22 protein-coding genes are annotated in these 17373 nt (G+C 65.2%); 7 read left to right on the top strand and 15 right to left on the bottom strand.

The window, feature by feature from the left end; translation table 11 throughout:
- Positions 1-1061: alpha/beta hydrolase family protein (locus ACRDUX_RS36670; protein ID WP_526421745.1), on the top strand; the 1061-nt coding region annotated here is incomplete at its 5' end.
- Positions 1062-1065: 4 nt separating this feature from the next.
- Here the strand turns inward: ACRDUX_RS36670 and ACRDUX_RS36665 are convergent.
- From ACRDUX_RS36665 to ACRDUX_RS36640, 6 genes are all read right to left on the bottom strand, one after another.
- Complete coding sequence (locus ACRDUX_RS36665; RefSeq protein WP_526421743.1) at positions 1066-3177, bottom strand: xanthine dehydrogenase family protein molybdopterin-binding subunit; 2112 nt, start codon at positions 3175-3177, stop codon at positions 1066-1068.
- Positions 3174-3647, bottom strand: a complete 474-nt coding sequence (locus tag ACRDUX_RS36660) for a (2Fe-2S)-binding protein (RefSeq protein ID WP_526421741.1) — start codon at positions 3645-3647, stop codon at positions 3174-3176. Before ACRDUX_RS36660 ends, ACRDUX_RS36665 begins: the two co-directional genes overlap by 4 nt.
- Before the next feature lie 33 nt (positions 3648-3680).
- Positions 3681-4325, bottom strand: a complete 645-nt coding sequence (locus ACRDUX_RS36655) for a carboxymuconolactone decarboxylase family protein (RefSeq protein ID WP_526421739.1) — start codon at positions 4323-4325, stop codon at positions 3681-3683.
- Between the two features lie 75 nt (positions 4326-4400).
- Positions 4401-5165, bottom strand: a complete 765-nt coding sequence (locus ACRDUX_RS36650; RefSeq protein ID WP_526421737.1) for a sulfite exporter TauE/SafE family protein — start codon at positions 5163-5165, stop codon at positions 4401-4403.
- A 16-nt stretch (positions 5166-5181) separates the two neighbouring features.
- A complete protein-coding gene (locus ACRDUX_RS36645) occupies positions 5182-6096 on the bottom strand; it encodes an alpha/beta hydrolase family protein (RefSeq protein ID WP_526421735.1) in 915 nt (304 codons plus the stop codon).
- A gap of 322 nt (positions 6097-6418) precedes the next feature.
- Complete coding sequence (locus ACRDUX_RS36640) at positions 6419-6604, bottom strand: hypothetical protein (RefSeq protein ID WP_526421733.1); 186 nt, start codon at positions 6602-6604, stop codon at positions 6419-6421.
- Positions 6605-6798: 194 nt separating this feature from the next.
- Between ACRDUX_RS36640 and ACRDUX_RS36635 the strand changes: the two genes are divergently transcribed.
- Entirely contained in the window at positions 6799-7095 is a 297-nt protein-coding gene (locus ACRDUX_RS36635; protein WP_526421751.1) for an HNH endonuclease signature motif containing protein, read from the top strand.
- 293 nt (positions 7096-7388) lie between these two features.
- Positions 7389-7985, top strand: a complete 597-nt coding sequence (locus ACRDUX_RS36630; protein ID WP_526421731.1) for a superoxide dismutase — start codon at positions 7389-7391, stop codon at positions 7983-7985.
- Here the strand turns inward: ACRDUX_RS36630 and ACRDUX_RS36625 are convergent.
- Positions 7982-8398 carry a MerR family transcriptional regulator gene (locus ACRDUX_RS36625; RefSeq protein WP_526421729.1) on the bottom strand — a complete coding sequence of 139 codons (417 nt, stop codon included), beginning with the start codon at positions 8396-8398 and terminating at the stop codon, positions 7982-7984. The two genes, ACRDUX_RS36630 and ACRDUX_RS36625, sit on opposite strands and share 4 nt — an antisense overlap.
- Before the next feature lie 23 nt (positions 8399-8421).
- Positions 8422-9894 carry a SulP family inorganic anion transporter gene (locus tag ACRDUX_RS36620; protein WP_526421749.1) on the bottom strand — a complete coding sequence of 491 codons (1473 nt, stop codon included), beginning with the start codon at positions 9892-9894 and terminating at the stop codon, positions 8422-8424.
- Between the two features lie 265 nt (positions 9895-10159).
- On the opposite strand from ACRDUX_RS36620, the gene ACRDUX_RS36615 reads away from it, so the two are divergent.
- Positions 10160-11050, top strand: coding sequence for an alpha/beta fold hydrolase (locus tag ACRDUX_RS36615; RefSeq protein WP_526421727.1), 891 nt, complete (start codon positions 10160-10162; stop codon positions 11048-11050).
- A gap of 16 nt (positions 11051-11066) precedes the next feature.
- On the opposite strand, the gene ACRDUX_RS36610 is transcribed toward ACRDUX_RS36615, so the two are convergent.
- Complete coding sequence (locus tag ACRDUX_RS36610; RefSeq protein ID WP_526421725.1) at positions 11067-12263, bottom strand: serine hydrolase domain-containing protein; 1197 nt, start codon at positions 12261-12263, stop codon at positions 11067-11069.
- Here ACRDUX_RS36610 and ACRDUX_RS36605 point away from each other — a divergent pair.
- Positions 12247-12450 (top strand): hypothetical protein, encoded by a 204-nt coding sequence (locus ACRDUX_RS36605; protein WP_526421723.1) that lies wholly within the window; start codon positions 12247-12249, stop codon positions 12448-12450. The genes ACRDUX_RS36610 and ACRDUX_RS36605 overlap by 17 nt on opposite strands.
- Before the next feature lie 8 nt (positions 12451-12458).
- Here ACRDUX_RS36605 and ACRDUX_RS36600 read toward each other — a convergent pair whose 3' ends face one another.
- The gene (locus ACRDUX_RS36600; RefSeq protein WP_526421747.1) at positions 12459-13196 is read right to left on the bottom strand and encodes a GntR family transcriptional regulator; all 738 of its coding nucleotides are present in this window, start codon (positions 13194-13196) and stop codon (positions 12459-12461) included.
- Between the two features lie 237 nt (positions 13197-13433).
- Between ACRDUX_RS36600 and ACRDUX_RS36595 the strand changes: the two genes are divergently transcribed.
- Both ACRDUX_RS36595 and ACRDUX_RS36590 read left to right on the top strand, forming a co-directional pair.
- The gene (locus ACRDUX_RS36595; protein WP_526421721.1) at positions 13434-14843 is read left to right on the top strand and encodes an MFS transporter; all 1410 of its coding nucleotides are present in this window, start codon (positions 13434-13436) and stop codon (positions 14841-14843) included.
- A gap of 125 nt (positions 14844-14968) precedes the next feature.
- Positions 14969-15529 carry a GNAT family N-acetyltransferase gene (locus ACRDUX_RS36590; protein WP_526421719.1) on the top strand — a complete coding sequence of 187 codons (561 nt, stop codon included), beginning with the start codon at positions 14969-14971 and terminating at the stop codon, positions 15527-15529.
- A 55-nt stretch (positions 15530-15584) separates the two neighbouring features.
- Here ACRDUX_RS36590 and ACRDUX_RS36585 read toward each other — a convergent pair whose 3' ends face one another.
- The 5 genes from ACRDUX_RS36585 to ACRDUX_RS36565 form a co-directional block, all read right to left on the bottom strand.
- On the bottom strand, positions 15585-15956 hold the full coding sequence (locus ACRDUX_RS36585) for a type II toxin-antitoxin system VapC family toxin (RefSeq protein WP_526421717.1): 372 nt from the start codon (positions 15954-15956) through the stop codon (positions 15585-15587).
- Positions 15943-16149, bottom strand: coding sequence for a type II toxin-antitoxin system VapB family antitoxin (locus ACRDUX_RS36580; RefSeq protein ID WP_526421715.1), 207 nt, complete (start codon positions 16147-16149; stop codon positions 15943-15945). The genes ACRDUX_RS36585 and ACRDUX_RS36580 overlap by 14 nt, the downstream gene beginning before the upstream one ends.
- 100 nt (positions 16150-16249) lie before the next feature.
- On the bottom strand, positions 16250-16648 hold the full coding sequence (locus tag ACRDUX_RS36575) for an ester cyclase (protein ID WP_526421713.1): 399 nt from the start codon (positions 16646-16648) through the stop codon (positions 16250-16252).
- Positions 16649-16670: 22 nt separating this feature from the next.
- Positions 16671-16943: a hypothetical protein gene (locus ACRDUX_RS36570; RefSeq protein ID WP_526421711.1), complete on the bottom strand. Its 273-nt coding sequence runs from the start codon at positions 16941-16943 to the stop codon at positions 16671-16673.
- A gap of 223 nt (positions 16944-17166) precedes the next feature.
- Positions 17167-17373, bottom strand: a 207-nt coding sequence (locus ACRDUX_RS36565) for a VOC family protein (RefSeq protein ID WP_526421710.1), incomplete at its 5' end; no start/stop codon positions are given.

The raw sequence follows: 17373 nt of genomic DNA, 5'->3' as shown, positions 1-17373 counted from the left end.
GGTCTGACTTGGACGAGTACGTCGCTTCCGCCCGTTCGCACTGGGGCCCCCGGTTCACCGCCAACGGCGTTCCGGCCGCCGACTTCGCCCGCGTCGTCGATGGGCTGGAGTCATGGGACGACTGGTGCGCCGCGTGGTCAGCCGCGGCCAGCGTCCACGAGGATCTCGGGATCGAGGCACTCGGACAGGGCCGGCTGCGGTCCGCTGGAGCACATCTGGGCACCGCGGCCGTGGTGTATCACTTCGCGAAGTTCGTCTTCGTCCGCGACCTGGTGCAGATGCGCGCCGCTCACGACGCGGCCGTCCGGTGCCTCGACACCGCGCTGCCGCACCTCGACCCACCGGGTGAACGGATCGAGATGCCCTTCGAGGGCTCGACGATCTACGGCATCCTGCGCAAGCCAGCAGGCGGACCCCATCCGGCCGTGATCTGTGTGCCTGGCCTGGACTCGACCAAGGAGGAACTGCGGGCGACCGAGGACCTCTTCCTCCAGCGTGGCCTGGCCACCTTCAGCGTCGACGGGCCTGGGCAGGGCGAGGCCGAGTACGACCTGCCGATCCGCGCCGACTGGGAGGTGCCCGGTCGGGCATTCGTCGACGCCCTCGTCGCGCGTGACGACATCGATGCCGATCGGATCGGCGTCTGGGGAGTGAGCCTCGGCGGGTACTACGCGCCCCGATTCGCCAGCGGTGACGAGCGGATCAAGGCCTGCGTCAGCCTGTGTGGCCCATACACTTTCGGTGAGAACTGGGACATCATGCCTGCGCTGACCCGGGAGACTTTCGCGGTCCGGTCGCGCTCGAAGGACGCCGACGACGCCCACGCCTTGGCGCTCACGCTCACGATGGAGGGTCGCACGGCGTTCCTGCGCTGCCCGACGCTGGTCGTCGCGGGCAAGAAGGACCGGCTGATCCCATGGCAACAGGCCCAGCGGCTGCACCGCGAGGTCGAGGGAAGCGAGTTCCTTCTGCTCGAGGACGGCAACCACGGTTGCGCCAATGTGGTTGCCGCGCACCGATATCGCACGGCAGACTGGATGGCCGACCGACTGCGCGCGTGACCGGTCAGGTCTGCGCGTCGATCGCCGCCACGATGTTGTCGTGCGTGAACGGCAGCGCGCGGACCCGGACACCGAGAGCATCGGCAAGCGCATTGCCGATCGCGGCGGGCACCGGTCCCTGGGTCGCCTCACCCGCGCCGAGCGGCGGCTCGTCGGGACGGTTTAGCAGATGGACTTCGATCTGAGGCACCTGGCTGAACCGCGCGATCGGATAAGACTCCCAGTCGGTGCTGGTGATCGACTGGCGGTCGAACCGGACCTGCTCGAACAGCGACCAGCTGGTGGCCTGGATCGCGCCACCCTCGATCTGGTTGCGCACCCCGTCGACGTTCACGGCCCAACCGACGTCGACGGCAATCGTCAGCCGGGTGACGCGCAGCCGATCGGTGGCCTCAACGTCGGCGACGACGGCGCAGTACGAGCCGCGGTTCTTGTAACGACAGAACGCCACGCCCCTGCCGTGTCCGTCCGGCAGCGGCGCTCCCCAGTCGGCCGCCGTGGCGGCGGTGCTCAGCACCTCACGCGCGCGAGGGTCCGACAGGTGGTCGAGTCGCATCTGCAGCGGGTCGCGACCGATCGCCGTGGCCACCTCGTCGATGACGGACTCCATGGCGAACGTGTTGAGGTGACTGCCCAACGAGCGCAGCGACGACGTCCGGATCGGCATCGTCAGCAGCCGGTGAACCGTCACGTCGACCCTGCCGATGTCGTAGTACGGCACCGAGTTTCGCGCGGACCCGTAACCGCGGTCGGCAGGCGGGTCCACTGCAGGAGGCAGCATCGCGACGCCCTCGCGGTGGGCGTCGGCCAGCAGGCCGTGCCGTGGCGTGTAGCCGGGCCTGGCCGTGTGGCCGTTGCTCCACAGCTCATACGACCAGTCGGTGATCGTCCCGTTCACGTCGACGCTGGCTGTGACGTCAGCGACCATGGCCGGGCCGAACGGCTCCCAGGACAACTCGTCGGCGCGGCTCCAGAGCGCCCGTACCCACCGGCCGGGAACCCGCATCGCCAACAGCGCGGCGTCCACGGCGACGTCGTCGGCGGCATTGTGGCCGTAGCTGCCCGCGCCCTCGACGTGCTGCACGACGACCGCCTCGGGAGGCAGATCCAGAGTCGCCGCAATGGCACGGCCCAACGTGAACACGCCTTGGCTGTGGCTCCACACGTCGAGGCGTCCGTCGTCGTATTTCGCGATGGCACAGCTGGGGCCGATCGACCCGTGCGCGAGGAAGGGCCGCGAGAAGCTGGCGCGCACCACCGCTGACGAATCGTCGTGTCGGGCGACGTCATTGCGGATCAGGGTGGTCTCGGTCTCAGCGCTCCGCAGCCAGCCAGAGAGGTCATCGGAATCGGGCAACTCGATGCCCGCCGACCACGACGCTGCGGCCGACAATGCCTCGGCCGCTTGGGTGGCCTGCCCCTCACGCCGGGCGAGGACGGCCAGGAAGTCGCCGTCGCGCACGACATCCTCGACACCTGGCAGGGACGCAATCCGGGTGAGGGAGACGTCTTCGAGATGCGCCCCAGGACCGGGGGGCCGGACGACCCTGGCGTGCAGCATGCCGTCGAAGTCGAGGTCGTGGATGAAGCGCGCGCGGCCCAGCACCTTGTCGGGCAGGTCGACGCGGGCCAGGTCCTTCGACGTGGGAGGCGCGAGTTCGACGTGGAGAGACGGGTCGCCGACCCGGACGTGGAGGTCGACCATGCCGGAGAGGTCGGCATAGGACCCGATGCGGGAGCCATCCGCGGCAACGAACACCCCGGACGCCAGCCGGACCTGCGCGACGTCCAGTCCCGCCTTCCGCGCGGCCGCATGGCGGAACAACTCGCGCGTCTCCGCGCACACCCGCCGGACGGCCGCGCCGGAGACCGTGATCGACAGGCTGCCTGCGGTCAGGCCCTCGTCCGGCGACGACACCGTGTTGGTCGCAGCCGCCAGGACGGCCTCAGGCGGAACATCGAGCTCGTGGGCCGCGATCTGGGTCAGAGCCGTGACGATCCCCTGCCCAAGCTCGACCTTGCCGATCCGCAGCCCGATCATGCCGTGGTCGGCGACGGTGAGCCACGTAGAGATCCATGGATTGGCGACCAGTGACGCGGGAAGATCCGTTGTCACGGTGTCGATCCCAGCGTCGTTCCCGCTGCCGCGAGCACGGCGTCGACGAAACGCAGATACGTTCCGCAGCGGCAGAGGTGGCACTCCAACGCCGCTGTCACCTCGTCGCGCGTCGGCCGGGGATTGTCACGGAGCAGCGCGGCGGCACTCATGATGATGCCCGCGATGCAGTAGCCGCACTGCGCGGCCTGCAGCTCCAGGAACGCCGACTGCACCGGGTGCAGCGCGTCGGGACGACCGAGGCCGACGAGCGTTCGCACCTCGCCCGTGACGTACTCGACGGGGGTGTCGCACGCCGGTGTCGGATGTCCGTCGATCCAGACGACGCACGCTCCGCACTGGCCGAGCCCACAGCCGAACTTCGCCGACTTGTCACCGATGTCGTTGCGCAATACCTCGAGCAGGGACGTCCCCGGCGGCACGTCGACGTGGTGTTCGCGGCCGTTGACGGTCAGCTCGAACGACGCCACGTCGCCTACTCCTGAGCCGGCGGACACGATGAGTCAAGCGTGGCTCGAAGCCGCCCAGTAGGTGGGGTCGGCCTTGCTCGCGGCGAGTTCGTCGGCCGTCTCGAAGCCGGGGGCCATCGACGCGGAGGTGCCCGCCATGTACTGGTGGTGATCGATGCCGAGCAGTCGGATCCAGCTCTGCTGGCCGAAGGTCAGTGCGATGCAGCAGCCCAGCTCGACCAACTCCTGCTCGGAGAAGTGGGCGTGTAGGCGTCCCCAGAGCCCGTCGAGGTCCTGGCTGCCCCAGGCGATGGACTCGGCGTACGCGAGCGCAGCCTTCTGGCGGTCGTCGTAGAGGTCGGAGGTCTCGAAGTTGAGAAGTTGGTCGTACTGCTGCTCCTGTAGGCCTGCCGACGCGGCCTTCTCCGACCGCTGGTTGCCGCAGAACTCACACTTGACCGTCCTGGAGATGTACACCCGGCACAGGTCCTTGGTCGCGTGATCGACTACGCCGCTGTGGAACTGGGATTGCCAGCTGTCAGCGAAGGCCCAGAAGGCCTCCGGCGAGTGGGCTCGGACCGCGGAGCTCTCGGGTCGTGGGGTGCCGTGCTTCGCGCAACGCTCCAACTCCGCCTGCATCCGCTCGTCCATCTGCTCGAGCGGTACGTAACTGATGCGCTGGGTGACAGTCGGGTCCATATCGCTCCTCAAAAGTGGCTGCAATCGATTGTGGCCAGTATGTGCTGGCCTGGTCCGAGCGTCAAGACCCGCCGGTCAGTCGAACAGCAGGATCTTGACCAGCGCGACTGAGCCGATCACCACGATCAACACGCGCAGCACCGCAGGCGAGAGCCGTCGGCCATACCGGGCACCGAGGTAGCCGCCGAGGAACGCTCCGGACGAGATCAGCGCGACGACCGACCAATCGATGCGGTTGGTGGCCACGATCATGAACGTCACCGCGGCCACGGCGTTCACCAAGGTCGCGAGGACGTTCTTGATCGCGGTGAGACGTTGGAGGCCGTCACTGAGGATCATCCCCATGAGTCCAACGAGCAGGATTCCCTGGGCGGCACCGAAGTACCCGCCGTAAACGCCCAGGGCGAAGATCCCGGCCGTGAGCAGGACCCGCGACAGCGTGCTCCCCGATCCCTCGTGCCCGGGTGCGGTGGTGCGCCGTTGCACGCTCGGGCCGAAGACGACCATGAGCAGGCCGAGAACGATGAGGACAGGCACGATCGCCTTGAACGACTCGTCGGGCAGCACCAGTAGAAGGACCGCCCCGACCAGTGCGCCTGCGGCCGATGCGGGCGCGAGGCGCACGAGGATCGCTCGGTTCGGGCGTAATTCACTGCGGTAGCCGTAGATCCCCGAGACACCGCCCGCCACCATGCCGATGTTGTTGGAGACATTCGCAGTGAGCGGTGGATAGCCGAACAGGAGCAGGGCCGGGAAGGTCACCAGGGTTCCCGAGCCGACGATGACGTTGATCCCGCCGGCCCACACCCCAGCCGAGAAGATCGCGATGGACTCGATCATCGTCGGTGGGGCGAGCTCAGCCGGCGAGGCGTTCGTCGAGGAACGCGATGACACCGTCGATCGCGCGCTCTTGTACGTCGTCGACCTCGAATGAACCGTCGGGGCCCGTGACCGGGAAGATGTAGCCGTGAAGTGGGTGATCCCACGTGACCCACGTGGCGTCCTTACCGCTGGAGGCCAAGAGGTCGTAGCTCAGCCGGAAGATCCCCTGGAGATGGTCGTCGTCACGGCCCATCACCAGTATCGGAATCGAGATGGGCTTGATCCGCTCGAGTGCGAGCGGTTCGTTGATCCGTGAGCGCACGAATGCGGGATCGCGCATCTGCATCTCCTCGATGTTGCGGAGCTGGGTGTCCGGGTTCGTGAAGGCCGTATCGTCCGGGGTGAGATCGAGGAACTCGTGATTGGCTGGCTCACAGGCGATTCCGGCCTTGAGCGGTCCGTCGTACTGGGACGCGATCTTGAACAGCATCTCGCCGGCATGACTCACACCGACGTGCCCGAGGCGGTCGGGGTCGATCTGCGGGTGCCGCGCCACGTGCTCGAGGATGGCGAGCTCGTCCTCGAACTCCAGCGGCGACCGGTTCATCAGGTCCATGCCCTGCCGTCGGTCGACGACGAGACGCCCGCCGTGATGGAAACCGAGTTCGACCTCTGTCCGGTACCGGCCCCAGGCGCAGGCGTAACCCGCGTCGAGAAGGCGCTCCATGATGTATCCGTGTGTCGCGACCCGTCCGCGTAGCCACTCCAGGCCTCCGCCGCCGTTGCCGTATGCGAGGAACACGAACGGAAGGCCGACGGCGTCCGGCGACGGCAGGCGAAGGGCGTACGGGACGTAGAGCCCATCCCGGGTTTCGGCCAGGTGGTAGTTGACCGGTCGCGAGGAACCCGGCACGGGTTCGGTGATCGCTGCATAGCTCGGTGCGGGCATCAGCCGCTCCATTCGCTCATCGGGTCCGCTCGGTGCAAACGATTGCAGATTATCACGGCCGTTGCACGGTCTCGGTGACGGCGGGCCGGCCTACGTCAGGCGCACACAGTGATCGCAGCGTTCACGAAACGCGACGGGAACCGAAGAGGTCCGAAAGGCGTTGGCGCGCAATTCGGCCCGTCACCCCCTCTCTCGGTGGCGGGCCGAACCCGGCTCACGAGCCGGACTGTAGACGTCACCGTACTCCTGCGTCCGGCACAACATCCGACACTGAGCATATTGACGACCGTCGCCATCGAGTGACCGGCACTGACATCGCGTCCTATGCCGTCCGACCGTCAGACGGTTGCTCGATGCGAAAGACCGGGCAGATCCCAGCGACGGCGGCGAGCGCATCGGGTGTGGTGTCGGGAATGACGCCCGCTTCGCGCATGATCGCGACACCGTCCGGGGTGACGGCATCCTTCAACCACTCCGGCGGGCGGATGTGTAGTCGGGGGTCGGTCACCGGTGTTCTCTCCTAACGGATTTCGATTGACACCAGCGTCGGCAATGCTACTCAACGTAGCCGACGTCGGCCCGCTCGATGAAACGCGGAGATCTCTCCTCCCGTGACCGCATCGGTTCCCGCGGTAGCCTCGGATCGTGCCCTCCGGAAGCCCCACCCGCGCGGTCCGATATGCGCGCCGGCGCAGGCGTCGCATGGCCGAGAAGGAACACGACCTCACCGAATCACAGTGGGCCGCGCTGAAGGCCGCTTGGGGCGGCTGCGCCTACTGCGGGGCGAACGGGACAGCGCTACAGAAGGATTGCGTGCTTCCCATCTCGCGCGGTGGGCGCTACGAGCTTGCCAACGTGGTACCCAGCTGCCCGTCGTGCAACGCCAGCAAGTGCAATGCCGAAGTGACCACCTGGATGCGTCGCAAGAAATTGGACGAACGATCCTTCCTGGTCCGCCAGGCCGAGATCAACAAGGCACTCACCGCCGCGCCGGAGTGACCCTCCGCCCACCAGATCAGTTCTCGTCCAACGACTCTGGGGACCGCCCGGCGGCGTACTCACACCTGGTCACCGCACGAACAGGTAGGACCGTGCGCCGCAACTGCCAGGGAGAGGAGTTGCCACGTGATGTGCTGCATCGACGTCGCGCACGGCCCGACCCGCAATTCACAATATCATTTCATCTGAACATCTGGACAGATGAATATGGTCGCCATAGGCTGATCGGGGAACCGCCGACGATGCGGTGACTGGTTGAAGCAACGCAGGATTGACGCGCAGAGAGGAACCTGGTGGCTGACTACACCCTGCCGGACCTGGACTACGACTACGGCGCACTCGAGCCGCACATCTCTGGTCAGATCAACGAGATTCACCACGGCAAGCACCACGCCACCTATGTGAAGGGTCTCAACGACGCCATCGCCAAGCTCGAGGAGGCCCGCGCCAATGACGACCACGCCGCGATCTTCCTCAACGAGAAGAACCTGGCGTTTCACCTCGGCGGCCACGTCAACCACTCCATCTGGTGGAAGAACCTCTCCCCCAACGGTGGTGACAAGCCCACCGGTGATCTGGCCGCCGCCATCGACGACCAGTTCGGCTCGTTCGAGAAGTTTCAGGCACAGTTCACCGCGGCCGCCAACGGGCTGCAAGGTTCGGGGTGGGCGGTACTGGGTTATGACGGCCTCGGCGACAGACTGCTGACCTTCCAGCTCTACGACCAGCAGGCCAACGTGCCGCTCGGCGTCATCCCTCTGCTACAGGTCGACATGTGGGAGCACGCGTACTACCTGCAGTACAAGAACGTCAAAGCCGACTACGTCAAGGCGTTCTGGAACGTCGTGAACTGGGCAGACGTCCAGGACCGATTCACCGCAGCCGGCTAATGCCTGCGGTCGACCGTCTCCTCGGCTCGAACGGATAGCAATCCGGTCAACTCCTCGGCGTAGGCGAGGTGCTTCTTGAGTTTCGCGGCACTCTCCTCGGCCTTGGACCGACACTCCTGGAGAGCGCGTGCTGCGATGGTGCGCCGGCCTTCGGTTGCGCTGTCGCTGGCGAGAACGTCGAGCGAGTCCAGCAGGTCCTTCATCTCGGCGAGAGTGAAGCCCAGTGGCTTCATTCGCCGGATCACGAGCAGCCGTTCGACATCGGCCTCCGTGTAGAGGCGGAAGCCTCCGGCCGAACGGGCGGAGGGCGTGACCAGTCCGACCTCGTCGTAGTGCCGCACGGTGGTGATGGAGAGCTCTGTGCGCGTTGCGACTTGGCCGATCTGCATCTGAACGTCGTCACCGTTGCTCATCGAACCGGTCCGGCCCACTTGGCTCACCCTGCGCCGAGGGTCCCGGAGAGTCGGTCGTGCCGATCCGCGGAATCCGTGTTGAGGCCGATGATTTCGACGCGCTTGCCCTTCGCGTGATACTTCGTGGTCACCGCATCCAGGGCCGCGACCGTCGAGGCATCCCAGATGTGCGACTCCGACATGTCGATCACCACGGTGCGGGGATCGCCCGCGTAGTCGAACTGATACACCAGGTCATTGCTGGAGGCGAAGAACAACTCGCCGGTCACTCTGTAGGTCACGGTGTCGAGCGTACGATCAGTGCCCTCGCAGGAGTCCACGGTCCTCTCGACGGTGACCAGGTGGGCGACGCGCCGCGCGAACAGCACCATCGCGGTCAGCGCCCCCACGATGACGCCGTAGGCGAGGTTGTTGGTGGCGACGGTGACCGCCACGGTCGCGACCATGACCAACGTCTCGCTACGGGGCATCCTGCGCAGCGTGGAGGGCGCGATGCTGTGCCAGTCGAACGTGCCGACCGACACCATGATCATCACCGCGACCAGTGCCGCCATCGGGATCAAGCCGACGATGTCGCCGAGTCCGACGACGAGGCAGAGTAGGAACAACCCGGCCAAGAACGTCGAGATGCGGGTGCGGGCACCGGACACCTTCACGTTGATCATCGTCTGGCCGATCATCGCGCAACCGCCCATCCCGCCGAACGCGCCGGTCACGATGTTGGCGACGCCTTGGCCCCAGCTCTCGCGGGTCTTGTTGCTGTGGGTGTCGGTGATGTCGTCGACCAACTTTGCCGTCAGCAGAGATTCCAGCAACCCGACCAGCGCCATCGCCAACGCGTACGGGGCAATGATCGTCAGCGTGTGCAGATTGAACGGCACCTGCGGCACGAACAACGACGGCAGACTCGAAGGCAGTTCGCCTTCGTCACCGACGTTGGGGATGTGCACCTTCAACGCCAGTACGACGGCGGTGAGCACGACGATGGCAACCAGTGGAGCTGGAATCACCGTGGTCAACTTCGGCAGAAACACCATGATCACCAACCCGATCACGACGAACGGATAGACCAGTGCGGGCACGCCGATCAAATAGGGCAGTTGCGACAGGAAGATCAGTATCGCAAGCGCATTGACGAACCCGACCATCACACTGCGCGGCACGAACCGCATCAGTCGCGCCACACCCAGCAAGCTGAGCACTATCTGCATCGCACCGCCCAGCAGGACCGTCGCGACTAGGTAGTCGAACCCGTACTCGCGAGCCAGGGGCGCGATCACCAAGGCGATGGAGCCGGTCGCCGCAGAGATCATCGCGGGACGACCACCGACGAATGCGATCGTCACCGCCATCGTGAAGGACGCGAACAATCCCACCCGCGGATCGACCCCGGCGATGATGGAGAACGAGATCGCCTCCGGTATCAGCGCCAGCGCCACCACCAGCCCAGCGAGCACTTCTGTCTTGAGCCGCTTCGGCGACCGCAGGGCCGCCATCACCGACGTACTTGGATCGCCCGCCTCGCGCACGTTTGGCGCAGGCGAAATCTCTTGAGGGGACACGGATTCCATTCAGGTCACGACACGCCAGTGTCACACTGGTCGCGGCGAACTCTACTCTCACCTTAGAAGAGGGTGCAATTCAGAGGATTCGCCGATCTCGCAGTCAGTTCGAGGCCGGAGATGATCAACGCCCGGCCAGACCCAATGGGGCCGTAGTAACCTCGGCTTCGACGCCGGGCCAACACCAGAAGGAGTCCGCGTGGCCATCGAGGGAAGTATTCGGGTTGGCAACCGGGCGCTCACTTATCTCGAAGTCGGCGATCCGGACGGACCACTCGTCCTGCACAACCACGGGGGGCCCTCCAGCCGCCTGGAGGCGCACCTATTCGATTCCGCGGCACGGGCCAATGGCTTGCGATTCGTGTGCGCGGATCGGCCGGGCATGGGCGGGTCCGATCTTCAACCGGGCCGCACCTTCGAGTCCTGGGCCGATGACCTCCTGCTGCTGGCGGATTCCTTCGGTGCAGACCGATTCGCGGTGACCGGCTGGTCAGAGGGCGGGCCCTGGGCCCTTGCGGCCGCCGCGTATCTAGACCCCACGCGCCTCGTCCACGTGACGTGCATCGCCGGGGGCAACTACGGAACGTTCGGAGCGAACTGGGCCGCGAAGTATCTCAGCAGCGCGGATGCGCTTGGCGGCCGCCTGGCACTTCACTTCCATCCCGGCTTCACACTGATGTATGAGATTCTTGGCATGAGCGCCAAGCACTTCGGCGATCGGTACGCGGAGGCAATCAAGAAATCGACAAGCACCGCGGATCAGGAAGTGCTGTCCGACGAGGACGTCTTGACGGTATTCGTGAAGGCAAGCCAAGAATGCTTTCGACGCGGCGCAGACGGCCTCGTCGTCGACGCCACGATGCTCTACGAGGCGTGGCCGTTCGACGTGACGACGGTGGCGCGCCCAGTTCATTTCTGGCAGGGCAGCGCCGACACCCTGGTTCCCGAGGTGATCAACAAGACGGTGGCGGACAAGACACCGGGAGCCGTCTGGCACCCGATCAGCGGCGGTGGACATTTCATTGCCGTGAGCCACGCGAACGACATTCTCGCCGTTGCAGCGAACGATCTCGCGCCAGCAGCGGACTGATACTCGAATCCCTGCGCTACCTGGTGGTCGTCGGAGTCGGCGGAGGCGCCAGCGACAACCCCGCGTAGATCTCGTCGAGCAGCGGGGCGAGCATGGCCTGCGCCGTCGTCCTGCCGTCCGGCGAGAGAGTCAGATTCGTCCAGATGACCAGTGTCACATCGTTGTCCGGGTCGTAACCCATGAATGAGTTGAAGCCAGGCATTTCGCCGCCGTGGTAGTACATCGCAGCGTGCGGGCCGAAACGCTGGTAGGAGATCCCGTACCCGTACTTCTGTCCGTCGGGCGCCGCTGGGTCCTCGGCTTGCACGCTCGCCAACCACTGTCGGTGGTGGTCGGCGTCGAACACCTGACCCGAGACCAGTGACTTCATCCAGTCGGCGAGGTTGCCTGCCGTGGAGATCGCGCCCCCGGCAGCAGTGGCGTAGGAGGAGTTCTGGTTGGTGTAGTCGATCGGTTGCAGTGTTCCGGCCCGTGCGGCGGCCTGCATGTCGGCGGGATACGGGTCGTCGGCAAGTGCGTAATAGCTTCGGCCGTACATGTAACCGTGTGAGTAGGGAGCCGGAATGGCGGTGTCCCCGGGGGCGGGAAGCGACGTCTGCCCAAGGCCGACCGGTCCGAACAACCGGTCCTGGAGCTGCTGGGCCAACGGGCGGCCGCCGACCTTCTCGGCGATGAGGCCCAGCAGCGCATAGTTGGTGTTGCTGTATTCGTAGGAGGCGTCGGGCGCGAACTGCGGCGGGTGACGGAAGGCGATGTCCAACACCTCCTGCGGGGTCCATGTCTTCTTCGGGTCGGCGTCCATGGCGGCCGAGAGTTCCGGATCCGACGTGTAGCCGTAGAGGCCGCTGCGCATCTTGAGAAGCTCGGCGATGGTGATGTTCTGCCCGTTGGGCACATTGGCAACGTACGTGGAGACCGGGTCACTGAACTCGAGTTTGCCGTCCTGGGCGAGCAACACGATCAACGCTGCCGTCATGGTCTTGGTGTTCGAGGCGATTCGGAAGTGAGTGTTCGCATCCGGCGGCGTCCGTGCCCCAAGCTCGGTCGTGCCGAACGCCGCGTCGAACTCTCCCTGCGGAGTGCGAAGCACGACCATCGCCCCCGGGACCATCAGTTCTTTGGCGGCGGCGTCCACGACGGCCTGAATTGCCTTGGGATCGAGGGTCTTCAGCGCGGATCCACTCGGCGCGGAGCTGGTGGCCGTCGTCGTCACCGAGGATGCGATCGTCGGCCCGCTCGTCGACGTGCAGCTCGCGACCAACACCGCACAGCACGCCACACACAGCCCACGCGCCAAGGAAACGATCATGGTCGCCACCGCCGACTCAGCCTTGGGCTTCGCGCACCACGGATACGCTCGGCCGAACTCGCTCGAGTACTGGACTCTAGCCCGCGGGTAGGCCCCCAGTCAGGGTTTCGCGTTGCGCGTCACGGCGCAGCGCGCATCAAGGGTGTTCTCCAGGGTGAAGCTGACCAGGCTGGGCAGATATCGGTCGTCGTGGTACTCGATGACCTCACCGTCGGCGCCGCGCGTGGTCCGCTGCTGTCGTAGCAGCGGGGCCCCTTCGGGGATCTCGAGGTGCAGCGAGTCGATGGGGTCGGCGGCGATGGCGTCGATGACGTGTGAGGCGGTGGCGAACTCCACGCCTCGGGACAGCAGGTACGCCCACATCGACCCCGAGTCGCAGTCGAAGTCGAACAGCAGGCGTCCGACGTGCTCGACGAAGGTTGCCCGCTCCAGCAATGCGGGCTCGCCGTCGAGATATCGCAGGCGTAGCACCTGCACGACGGGCGCGCCCTCCTCGATGCCCAGTAGTGATGCGGCATGGCCGTCTGCGCGTCGGAGCGCCAGCTCCAACGTTCGCTGCCCGGGCGTGCGTCCGATCGACAGCGCCCAGGCCGAGTAGGACAGCAGCGTGTCGAAGGGCTGTCCGATCGAGGTCGTGCGCACCACCGGCGGCTTGCCACGTCCGCCGGCGATGACCCCTTCGGCCCGCAACGTCGCCAGTGCCTGGCGTACGGGTCCGCGCGAGGTCTTCCACCGTTCGCACAGCTGAGCCTCCGAAGGGATGGCAGCTCCCACGGTGAGCTCACCGAGCCGGATTTCTTCGCGAAGTCGGTCGGCGATCATCTCGTGCAAGGCCATGGCCACGACTTGACTATATACGTTGAGCAAGAGGTGGGGAACGTCTGACCTCACGAAATGTACTACGGGTAAAGCCTTTCTGAATTCTCAAGAATAAGCCCCGCTCACGTTGACACAGTTGGCCAGCGTGCAAGAACGTACTTCTCATGACAAGTGAGCGAAATGGGACCACCGTCGCTCGTGGCCACTGCCGTATCACCGTGCCCCGTTGCCGATTCCACTGACTTGGAGAACCTCATGACCACCACGGCCGGTCACCCCAACGTGGCCAAGTCCATCGACGACGCGAAACTCGGCGTCTTCCACTTCAAGGCGGCGGTAACCGCTGGAGCCGGATTCTTCACCGATTCCTACGATCTGAACGTCATCGGTACGGTGACCCTGCTGGCCGGCCCGCAGTTCCAGTTGTCCAGCGGTCAGATTGCGATGCTGACGAGCTCAACCCTCTTGGCGGTTGCCTTGGGCGCCATGGGGTTCGGTCGCCTCGGCGATCTTCTGGGCCGCCGACGGGTGTACGGACTCGAAGCGGTACTGATGATCATCGGCGCGCTGGTGTCCGCGCTAGGCCCCAACTTCACCGTCCTTCTGATCGGCCGGCTGATCCTCGGCCTGGGAATCGGCGGGGACTACCCCGCCAGCGGCGTCATCATGACCGAATACGCCAACAGGCGAAACCGCGGGCGCTTGGTCGGCCTCACGTTCATCTTCTACGTCTTCGGTCAAGTCGCCGCCTACGTCGTCAGCCTCCTCGTGCTGGCCGTCGGCGTCCCCGACGCCGTCGCCTGGCGAGTGATCTTCGCCATCGGCGCCATCCCCTCGATGCTGGTGCTCTACCAGCGCCGTCACATGCCGGAGTCGCCCCGTTGGACCGCTGAGCGAGGCGATGAGGAGCGGGCGCTAAGGGATTTCGAAGGGTTCGCTCAAGCGAGTGCTGCGACGTTCACGGCCCCCACGACCCCGGGCAGGCCACGCGCCAGGATCTTCCGGGCATTCTCGAATCGCAAACTGCTGATCACCCTCTTGGGTACTGCGGGCAGTTGGTTCTTCTTCAACGTCGCCGTCTACGGCAACTCCGTGAGCCAACCGCTGCTCATCAAATCCATTGACCCCCATGGCACGACGCTGTCCAACATCGCCCTGAACGCCGTGCTCGTCGTCTGCTTCAGCCTCGTCGGCGCCATCGTCGGCCTGCTCGTCCTCGACCGGATGCCACGACGAATGCTGCAGATTGGCGGCTTCGGGCTCTGCGCGCTGGCGATGCTGTTGATCACGGTCCTCCCCGGCCTCAGCGCCACGGTCGTGCCCTTCGCGCTGGTGTTCGGCATCTCACTGTTCGGGATTGCCGTCGGACCGAACTACACGACGATGCTTCTGGCCGCAGAGTCCTACCCGACCGGCATCCGCAGCACCTTCCACGGCCTGTCCGCGGGTATCGCCAAGGTGGGCGCCTTCGCCGGGGCTCTGCTGGTGCCACTGCTGCTCAACGGCGCTGGGCTGCGCGCGGTGACCCTGGTGGCCTTCGGCTGTTTCACGGCCGCGATCGCCACGACGTTCCTGATCCGCGAGCCCCTTGGGCGCGCCCTCGACGACATCGGCGAAGACCTCAACCCGACTCCGTCGATGACGGGCGTGACCTCGACGACCTGAGCGAGCCCGGCCTTCGTCAACACGAGATGCGGATCGACTGGGACATCCTGCAATCACTCGTGATTCCTTAAAACTAGGACAGCGCCCTCCCACCATGGACGGCCGTCGCTGAGGACAATGTCAACATGCCCACGATTGATTCCTCAGACGGCTCCAGTAGAGCCTTCTCTGAAGCGAATCACCCCCGAGTCACGGTGCTGAAGACAGACCGACTGCTGCTGACGACCTGGTCACTTGCCGATCTACCCGATCTTCAGGCCCTACACGGCAATTCCAAGGCGATGAAGCGCATGGCCAGTGGCGTCCAAGACCTTCGACAAACCCGTGCGCGCCTCAGAACTTGGCAAGCCGAACACGCCGCGCAGGGCTGGTCGAAGTGGCGCATCCAACAGCTCGATGGCACCTTCGTGGGACGCGCTGGCTTCAGCCGAGCACACGGGACGAATCACCGCGAGGTCGGATTCCTTCTAGCGCCGCAGTATTGGGGACGAGGTCTGGCCACCGAGCTCCTGAGAGCACTGACGTCGTGGCATCACGACAGTGGCGATGCCACGCTCAGCACCGATCTACTTGCCTACGTATTCGCAACCAACACCGGGAGCCGTCGTGTTCTCGAAAAGGCCGGGTTCCAACTCATTGGTACTGACTCGCCTGACCCGTCTCAATTGATCTATCGCCACCGCTGAAGGTCGCTGAAGGTCGCTGAAGCGGAGCTCCACCGGATGCCGTTGCCGGACAACGTCACAACTCGTCGACGACCGGTACGCCCAGCTCCGCGCAGACCGCCCCCAGCCGCTTGCCCCTCGTCCAGAACTGTGCGCCTTCCACCAGCATGAACGACCCAAGAAGGTTGGCGTCGACTGCGCTCAAGCCCTTACCCCATAGGCGGCGACCTTCAACGAGATGAAGTATTTCAAGGTGCGTGACAGTGGGGAACTGGCGCAGATTGGCCAGCAAGTCGAGCACGACGTCACGCTGCTTGATCGACCCGAGTGCCAACTCTTCGATGACCAGGCGATGGCAGCCGATTTCGTCGTCGCTCAAAAGGCTGACGAGACGCGCCTCAGCGGCATGCAAGTGGTCGATCCATATCGAGGTGTCAACGAGAATCACCGGCAGATTCCCCCCTCCGAGGAGCGGCCGATGCCTTCGAATCCGTGCCGCCAAGGGCCGCCAGGCGACGGCCACTCTCGACGCGGATCAATGTCTGCAATCCCTGACGCAAGAGAGCCACGCTCTCGCTCACCCCGGTGAGTTCGGCTGCTTTCGCCAGTAGGGCGTCGTCAATGGTTACCGTCGTCCTCATTAGACACCTCCACGCGCATCAATTGATGCACACAATGCTGCCATCAAGAAAGCTACGTGTGCCAGCGCAGTTGTCTGCCCTGTTCCGCTCGCATCGGTAGCTATGGATCCCGGAATCCCTGCTCGCGAATGGCCTGTTTGTCGATTACCGACCAGACCTCGACGATCCGCCGATTGTCGAACCTGTAGAAGACGTGCTCCGGAAACGAAACTCGTCCACCTGTCGGCTCGAAACCCAGAAAGGGGTGCCGCGGTGTGCAGTGGAAGAAGAGCCTGCAGGCCACGACCTGATCGTCGGCGAGAAGAACCTCCGGGTGGAACTGGAGATCCGGAATCGCGTACGTGTCCGCTTCCAGCATCGCTCGGTAGTCGCCGAGGCTCGTGCGTTTCCCGTTGTACGACAACGCATCGGCAACGAACTCTCCGAGCTTCGGCCACTCTCGCTCGTTCAAGCACCGCAGGTAGCCGCGATAGATGGCCCGCAGATCGCCTTCGCGCATTCCGTTCCTGAATCCCTCCGTATTACCGGGGCCACCAGGACACGACGTCGTCCCAGTGACCGGGCGGGACGCCATAGTTGGGATTCGGGAACGGTCCGAGGCATGGGTCCTTCTTCACTTGTCCGGGCGGGCCGAAGGGGTTGTGCCCGGGCGGCCCATTGACGACGTCGCACGGAAACGGCCAACATCCGCCGTGCCCATGGTCGTCGGCTTGCGCCGTACCAGCGCCGAGGCCGAACGCCGCCACGCCGAGCGCCCCACCCATCAGTGCCGTCGCCGCGATCTTGCCGAACATGATCGTGATCCTCCGTATGCATGCCCCAACTTGCCCGCTGGCTACCCTGGGAAAGCCGGCGCCAAACTGATCGGTGAACGGCGTCAGCCCTTGCCCTACACGTTGAAGCGGAACTCCACCGAGTTCAGTGGCCGATCAACCTTTCGACGCATCCACGGCGCGGTCGCCCCTCCTGAGTGGCGACTTCGACACCATCAGCACTTCGTCTATCAGTCGAGGTCTATCAGTCGAGACAGAACTCGTTGCCTTCGATGTCCTGCATCACGATGCAGGACTCTTCTCCGTCGGCGGCAGACAACAATCGAACGCGGGCCGCGCCGAGTTCGACTAGCCGTGCGCACTCGGCCTCGAGTGCGGCGAGGCGATCCGCGCCCACCAGCCCGGTGCCGACCCTGACGTCGAGATGCACCCGATTCTTGACGACCTTGCC

Source organism: Mycobacterium sp. (genome assembly GCF_050701675.1).
Classification (GTDB): domain Bacteria; phylum Actinomycetota; class Actinomycetes; order Mycobacteriales; family Mycobacteriaceae; genus Mycobacterium.
The sequence above is the reverse complement of the archived record's forward strand: the minus strand, read 5'-3'. Positions and strand labels throughout refer to the sequence as shown.